Origin of the sequence: Leptolyngbya sp. PCC 6406, from assembly GCF_000332095.2 — a bacterium.
GTDB lineage: Bacteria > Cyanobacteriota > Cyanobacteriia > Phormidesmidales > Phormidesmidaceae > PCC-6406.
The window spans coordinates 766,771-773,159 of sequence record NZ_KI913949.1 but is presented as its reverse complement, the minus strand read 5'-3'; the positions used below and the strand labels follow the sequence as shown (position 1 = coordinate 773,159).

Sequence of the window (6,389 nt, the reverse complement as noted above, 5' to 3'; positions counted from 1 at the left end):
GCGGTAGGGGCGAGCGGTGCTCGCCCTTCCAGGGAGTGGCGGGGTTGAATTTTGAGGCGTTGGAATATCGAGGTTAGAGAGCAGATCAATCAGTTCCTGTTGGACCTCTGGGTCTTGCAGGGAGGAGGCATAAACCGCGATGGGGGTAAGGTGGCGGGCTACTAGGGCTGCCATTAGGGCATCAATGGGGGCGGTATTACCTGCTAGATAGTGGGCGCGGTAGAAGAGGATGCCTACGCGGGGGGTGTCGCTGGCGTCGGGCATGGGACCGAGGACACCGACCCGAGGGACTGGGCGGGGGGGCGGGGGTGAGAAGGTGGTGTCTAAACTGCGATCGCACAGATACATGAGCCCATGGCGCAGATTGTCCACTCCCCCTTCACAGAGGTAGCGCCACACCTGATGGGCCATGGCCAAGGGCACTGTGGACAAGCTGATTAAATCCGGATCTGGGCGATCGTCCCCCGGCACCACTACCAGGGCTACCCCTGTTTCCGCTGCCACCTCCCGCACCACCTCTAATCCATAGGACCAATAGGCCCGCCCCCCCAGCAGCCGCAGCAGAATGATGCGGGCGTGGCGCAGCACATCATCGGCGTAGGTATCAATAGTGAGCTGTTGCTGAAGTTGCAGCAGGTTTGCTCCCCGCACCGGGGGCAAATCCCCAGGGGATTGGGCCATCACCTGGGCCAGACAGTGCAAATCCGTATCCGCCGCCGTCAGCACCACCACCGGGGCAGGGCTCTGCTCTAGGAAAATTACTCCGTCACTGTCGGGGGTCCAGCCGCCGGGGGTTGCTGTTAGCCGATGCATAGGGGTGAGGGGGTGAGGGGGTGAGGGAGTTTTGAATTTTGTTCGCGAAGCGTTTCCAGAGGAGAAATTTTGAATTGATTCCGTAGGGGCGCGGTTTCCGCGCCCGATGCAGGATGTCGCCGTAGGGGCGCACGGCTGTGCGCCCTCAGGGATGTACGCAATCCAACTGCATGTCGCTATAGATTCCGTAGGGGCGGGTTTGGCGGGAACCGCGAAATCTGAAGGAACTCTAGTGTAAGCGGGGGGTGTATTTCTCTGAAAGCTAGTATGAATTCCAAGTGCTTGCCTAGGGCGATCGCCCCACGGGGCAGTCTATGCCCTGAGCGCCCTCAGCCCAGCCTGTCCATGGCATTCGCTGCCAAAGATTTTTCCCACCTATGGCCTTGCTGCTCAAGTCTTCAGGAATTGTTCACCCCCTCACCGTGGGGCATTCATGGCTCCAGCCCTAAGCTCAACCGCATTCACATGGCAACAATTGCCGCCGGATACCTATGTCACTATCCAGCGTGCTTTGATGCGCTACGGCCAGAAAACTGGAGGCGAGGGATTCTGCGATCGCGACTTACCCCTACCCTTAGCATCGGGCTGGGATGCTTGGATTCCCTTCACGGTATGTGTCACCCCCACTACCCAGGCTCTCGTGGTCTATCGGGCAACGCGGAGGGTAACGGATGGGGATGGAGACAAGGCTGCTCCATCCCATCGTCATGGACTGGGGCTGACCTGTGACAGCATCGCCATCGCTCAGTTTTTGGCAGATTTAATGACCCAACTGCCGGATGAGTCTCCCCTGGGTAACCAATGTCTAACTCTGGTGCAAAGGCTGAAGGATCGACAATCCCAGGGAGATGGCATCGGCTTGCTGCTGACACTGCTGCCCTTCTTGCAGGATCCTCAGAAACAGCAGACTCACCCAAACCATGCCTCGAACTCCCCTGCTTGGCATGTTCTGGAAGCAGGCTTTTTAGTATCAGACACCCAGGTACCTCTGGGGCAGCAACAGCAACAGGATCTGCTGCTGCATCAAGTCATTACCCAGATTCGCCAGAACCTAGATCTTTCGACCATTTTGTCTACGACGGTGGCGGAGGTGCGCCGCTGCTTGAAAATCGATCGTCTTCTCATCTATCGGTTCAATTTTGCCCCCCGGTCAGCGGCGGTACTCCAGGGCACGGTGGCCAACCGCTTTGAGACCCCTGAGACCCCGCCCCGAATCATTGACGGCACTGTGATTGATGAATCCTGTTCCACAGCGTCGATTGCTTCGCTACTGGCGTTACCTGAACCCTATGGAACTGATGCGATCGCAGTTCACTGGTCAGACTATGGCAGCGGCAAACCCATCGCCATAGCGGATGTCGCCCAAACCTATGGAGATGACCCCGACCTCACCGCCTACCTCCATCGGGTGCAGATAAAGGCACAGATCCTGGCTCCAATTATGATCCGAGACCAACTCTGGGGCCTCCTCATCGCCCACCAGTGTGATCGCCCTCGGGCTTGGACCGCTCCCGAGTGCCTATTTTTGCAGAATATTGCGGAGCACTTGGGGGTAGCCATTCAACAGACGGAACTCTACCAGCAAATTCGTGACCAAGCCCAATCCCTAGAGCATTGCGTGGTAGCCCAAACCCAAGACCTACGGGATGCCATGGTGGCCGCCCAGTCCGCCAGCCGTACCAAAAGCGAATTTTTGGCCACCATGAGCCACGAACTCCGCACCCCCCTCACCTGCATCATCGGCATGTCCGCCACCCTGCTGCGGTGGTCCTTTGGGGAACTCAGCCCCCGCCAACGGGACTACCTCACCACTATCCACACCAGCGGCGAACGGCTCCTAGCCCTGATTAACGACATTCTAGACCTCTCTAAAATTGAGGCGGGTCGCACCGTACTGGCAGTGGCTCCCCTCTCCCTCAGCACCCTAGCCCGCCATTGCTGGGAATCCTTTCGGCCTGAGGCCCGCGATCGCGATATTGAAATCACCTACGACCCCATCCCCTCAGCAAGCCAAGACACCTTTGTGGGAGATGCCCGCCGCATTCGTCAGATTTTGGCCAATCTCCTCAGCAATGCCCTAAAATTCACCGATGCCGGAGGCCAAGTCAATCTCCGGGTCCGACGAGAGCACCAGACCGCCGTATTCCAAATCGAGGATACGGGCATTGGCATTCCCGAGGCCCAGCAATCTCTATTATTTGAAACCTTCCACCAGCTCGAAGCCGGACCCCAACGTCGCTACCAAGGCACAGGACTAGGATTAGCCCTCACCAAGCAATTAGTAGAACTCCACGGCGGCAATATCACCGTTAACTCCCAAGTAGGGGTGGGCTCTGTCTTTACCGTGCGACTGCCCAGTCAACGGTTAGACAAAGAGCCCAGGCCCATGGGTCTGGGCGCAGCCGCCGAGGGGCAAGAGCAACCCCGAGGGGCCAGCACACCCACGGAACACCCGCCCGAACCTGTGGTAGGACGCATTGTCCTAGTCGAGGATCAGGAGGAAACCGCCGGAATAATCTGCGATTTGCTCACCGCCGCCGACTACCAAGTAATCTGGGTGATCGAAGGATCCCAGGTCGTAGAGCAGGTCGCCCTGCTGAAACCCGCCGCCATCATCATCAACCTTCAACTGACGGGGGTAGATGGGCAGCACATGATCCAAGATCTGCGGGAGTCTCTGGTGACCGGCCAGATTAAGATCCTGGGCTTGACCTCCGATCTCGACAACCCCAGTCCAGTACCGGGGGCAGACGCCATCCTTACCAAGCCCCTCGATCCCCAGCGTCTCCTAGAACAGGTCAATGCCCTGATGGTGCCAGTGTCTACACCGTAGTTTCTAGCCTTCCCCCGTCAAGAAATTTCCCTGACCTGTGCCAACCCTCCAGTCCTGGGATATCCTGTGTAATCCGAACCGTCTACTGGAGATCCGCTGTTGTTGTTCTTCTTTGACCTCACGCTATGAACCCTAGCCGTCACCCCTCCCAGCGTTCCGCAGATCCCCTACAACGGCCCCATCGTCGCCGTCGCCGCTCCCCCTTGATGCTGCTGGCACTGTTCTTCGCGGGAGCCGTTTCCGTCTGGGGAATTACGGATATTTTCTCGCGGGCGGTGGTGGAAGCGGTAGAACCCCAGGTCACCCAAACCGCTGCCCTAGGGGACATGTGGAGTCAAGCCTCTTTTCCAGTGGAAGATTTTCAAGCCTATACCTCTCCCTTTGGCTACCGCAGCGATCCCTACAGCGGTAGCCAGCGCTTCCACTACGGCTTAGATCTGGCAGCCCCTTCGGGCAGCTACATCCGCAATTGGTGGGAGGGCCGGGTCGTAGAGGTGTCGGACGATAGCGCCTGTGGCACCTCAGTGGTCTTGCAGTCGGGCAATTGGCTCCATATCTACTGCCACATGCACGGCCATGTAGCGCGGGATAGCAGCGGTCGCTATTTCATCGATAGTGCGGGAGGACTAAGGCTCCAAGAAGGTCAGACGGTGCCGACGGGAGCCCGCATTGGTCGGGTGGGGATGACGGGCCGCACTACGGGGCCACACCTGCACTGGGGTCTGAAGTATGACGACAGTTGGGTCGATCCGGCGCTGGTGTTGCGGGCTATGTACACCAGTCAGCAGGCGGTTCGGCAGGGCAATTGAGACTCCGTGGAGGAAAAGATGGGTCCGCTAACATTGGGGAAGACCCTATTGCAGACTCAGCGATGGCATCCCCCTTCCCAGGTATGGATCCTTACTTAGAACAGGCCATCTTTTGGTCGGAGTTTCACAGCCGCTTAATTGTGGCGATCGCAGATGCCTTAGCCCCTAGCTTACTGCCGCAATACTATGTAGCGGTCGAGACTCGCACCTATAGAGATGGCACCAATGAGGAACTGTTGGTGGGCATTCCGGATGCGATCGTGTTATCTACCCCAGGGCCATCTGCCCCGGCTAAACCTGAGACTTCTGCCGCTGGGGTAGCAACGACAGTGCGGCCCCAGTCGGTGATTTTGCCTATGCCGCTAGAGATCAAGGAGCGCTATCTAGAAATTCGAGAAGCGGGTAGTAATGCGGTGATTACGGTGGTTGAGGTCTTGTCACCAACGAATAAGCGCCCCGGAGAAGGGCGCAGGATCTATAGCGCTAAACGACAAACGGTATTGGGGAGTGCTTCCCACTTGGTCGAAATTGATTTGCTGCGGGCCTATGAACCGATGGCGATGCACCCGATAGAAACCGGACCAGCATCGACGGCCCAGTATCGAATTTTGGTCAGTCGATCAGAGTGTCGTCCTCGGGCAGACCTCTATGAATTGACGCTACGGGAACCTATTCCTGAGTTTCCGCTGCCCCTAAAAGAGGCAGGGGAGCAGGTGATGGTTGATTTGCAGCCGCTGGTCAACGGGATTTATGAGCGCAGTGGATACGGAATCCGGGTAGATTATCAAGCCCCTGTGCCCCTACCAGCGCTATCGGCGGCGGATCAAGCTTGGGTGAATGAGGTACGACACAGATGATTGTGAAATATAGCCACAGTCACTTAGATTAGGACATCCAGCAAGCGTTCAAACGTTTGAAGGTTCAAACGCTTAGGGACTACTGCAAGTCTTCCCACGATCCCTATGACACCAAAACAAGAACCAAAAGCCCTGCTCGAAAGGTTCATCGTCGATAACCAAGACCTGGAAGAGCTAGAAGCGAAAATTTTCCGATTCAACATCTTCGAAGCTGTGGGCATGGTGCGCCAAGAAATCAAGCACTCCAACTTTATTCAGTTTCTTCTCAACCCAGCGGAAAAACATCAGCTCGACGACCTTTTCCTCAAAGAACTGCTCATCGAAGTCCTACGCGATACCGAAGATGAATATTTAGATAGCCTCAACAACACCGCTAGCTTCACCCAACACTTCGGACAGATTTAGGCGGCTATAGCTCCAGCTTAGGCGGCTATAGCCCCGTAATTTAGGAGGCTCTGGTAGTTGGGGTGGGATTTAATCAAAGTTGGCTCCAGGTCGAACATGGCCGTAAATAGGTCGAGAAGATGTTGATTGAGGGCTTGCCGTTTGAAAGAGGCCATGGAGAAGCTGACAGGTTCAGCGGATTCAGCTCCCGATTGAGTAGATTGCAGTGCTGCTTTGGCCAAATTGAGGGCCATCAAGCTGGCATTGACATGGGAGTCGAGCGCCTCGGGAGACCGGGCCTGGCAGTCCGCTAGTCCTGTGAATTGACGGGCATCGCGGAAGATGAATTCAATTTGAAACCGAGCAGCGTAGCAGCGATAGAGATGGATGGGGTCAATGTCAATGTCGGTGGAGAAGAGGACGACATAACTCTGCCGTCCGTCCTGCTCTTTCAGCAGATAGGCTAAGCGGATGCGGCGCTTGAGAGAGACCGACCAGACGACAGCCGTGTAGAGAGAGACCCCATTTTCTAGGGTCTCGACGAACGTGAAGCGACTGGGGTCGGCCAGATTCACCTTGTCGCCATAGCGACGGCGGTTACCCCGCCGCTTCTGGGGGCCATCATAGAGAAATTTGAGGTTGGCATCGCTGCGTAGCCGCCCAATGGACTGGAAACCCAACTGCACCACTCCC

General features: G+C 56.8%; 6 protein-coding genes. 4 read left to right on the top strand and 2 right to left on the bottom strand.

From position 1 onward, the window contains the following. A partial coding sequence (locus LEP6406_RS30860; RefSeq protein WP_036028135.1) for a cobaltochelatase subunit CobN occupies positions 1–813 on the bottom strand: 813 nt, incomplete at its 3' end. A 433-nt stretch (positions 814–1,246) separates the two neighbouring features. Here LEP6406_RS30860 and LEP6406_RS0203575 point away from each other — a divergent pair. From LEP6406_RS0203575 to LEP6406_RS0203560, 4 genes are all read left to right on the top strand, one after another. Then, a complete protein-coding gene (locus LEP6406_RS0203575; RefSeq protein WP_008316527.1) occupies positions 1,247–3,646 on the top strand; it encodes a hybrid sensor histidine kinase/response regulator in 2,400 nt (799 codons plus the stop codon). Positions 3,647–3,771: 125 nt separating this feature from the next. Then, complete coding sequence (locus LEP6406_RS0203570; RefSeq protein ID WP_008316524.1) at positions 3,772–4,455, top strand: M23 family metallopeptidase; 684 nt, start codon at positions 3,772–3,774, stop codon at positions 4,453–4,455. A 62-nt stretch (positions 4,456–4,517) separates the two neighbouring features. Next, positions 4,518–5,312, top strand: coding sequence for a DUF4058 family protein (locus LEP6406_RS0203565; RefSeq protein ID WP_036028133.1), 795 nt, complete (start codon positions 4,518–4,520; stop codon positions 5,310–5,312). 105 nt (positions 5,313–5,417) lie between these two features. Further along, positions 5,418–5,717 (top strand): PD-(D/E)XK nuclease family protein, encoded by a 300-nt coding sequence (locus LEP6406_RS0203560; RefSeq protein ID WP_008316520.1) that lies wholly within the window; start codon positions 5,418–5,420, stop codon positions 5,715–5,717. A gap of 17 nt (positions 5,718–5,734) precedes the next feature. Here the strand turns inward: LEP6406_RS0203560 and LEP6406_RS26450 are convergent. Further along, positions 5,735–6,389, bottom strand: a 655-nt coding sequence (locus LEP6406_RS26450; protein WP_155834780.1) for a transposase, incomplete at its 5' end; no start/stop codon positions are given.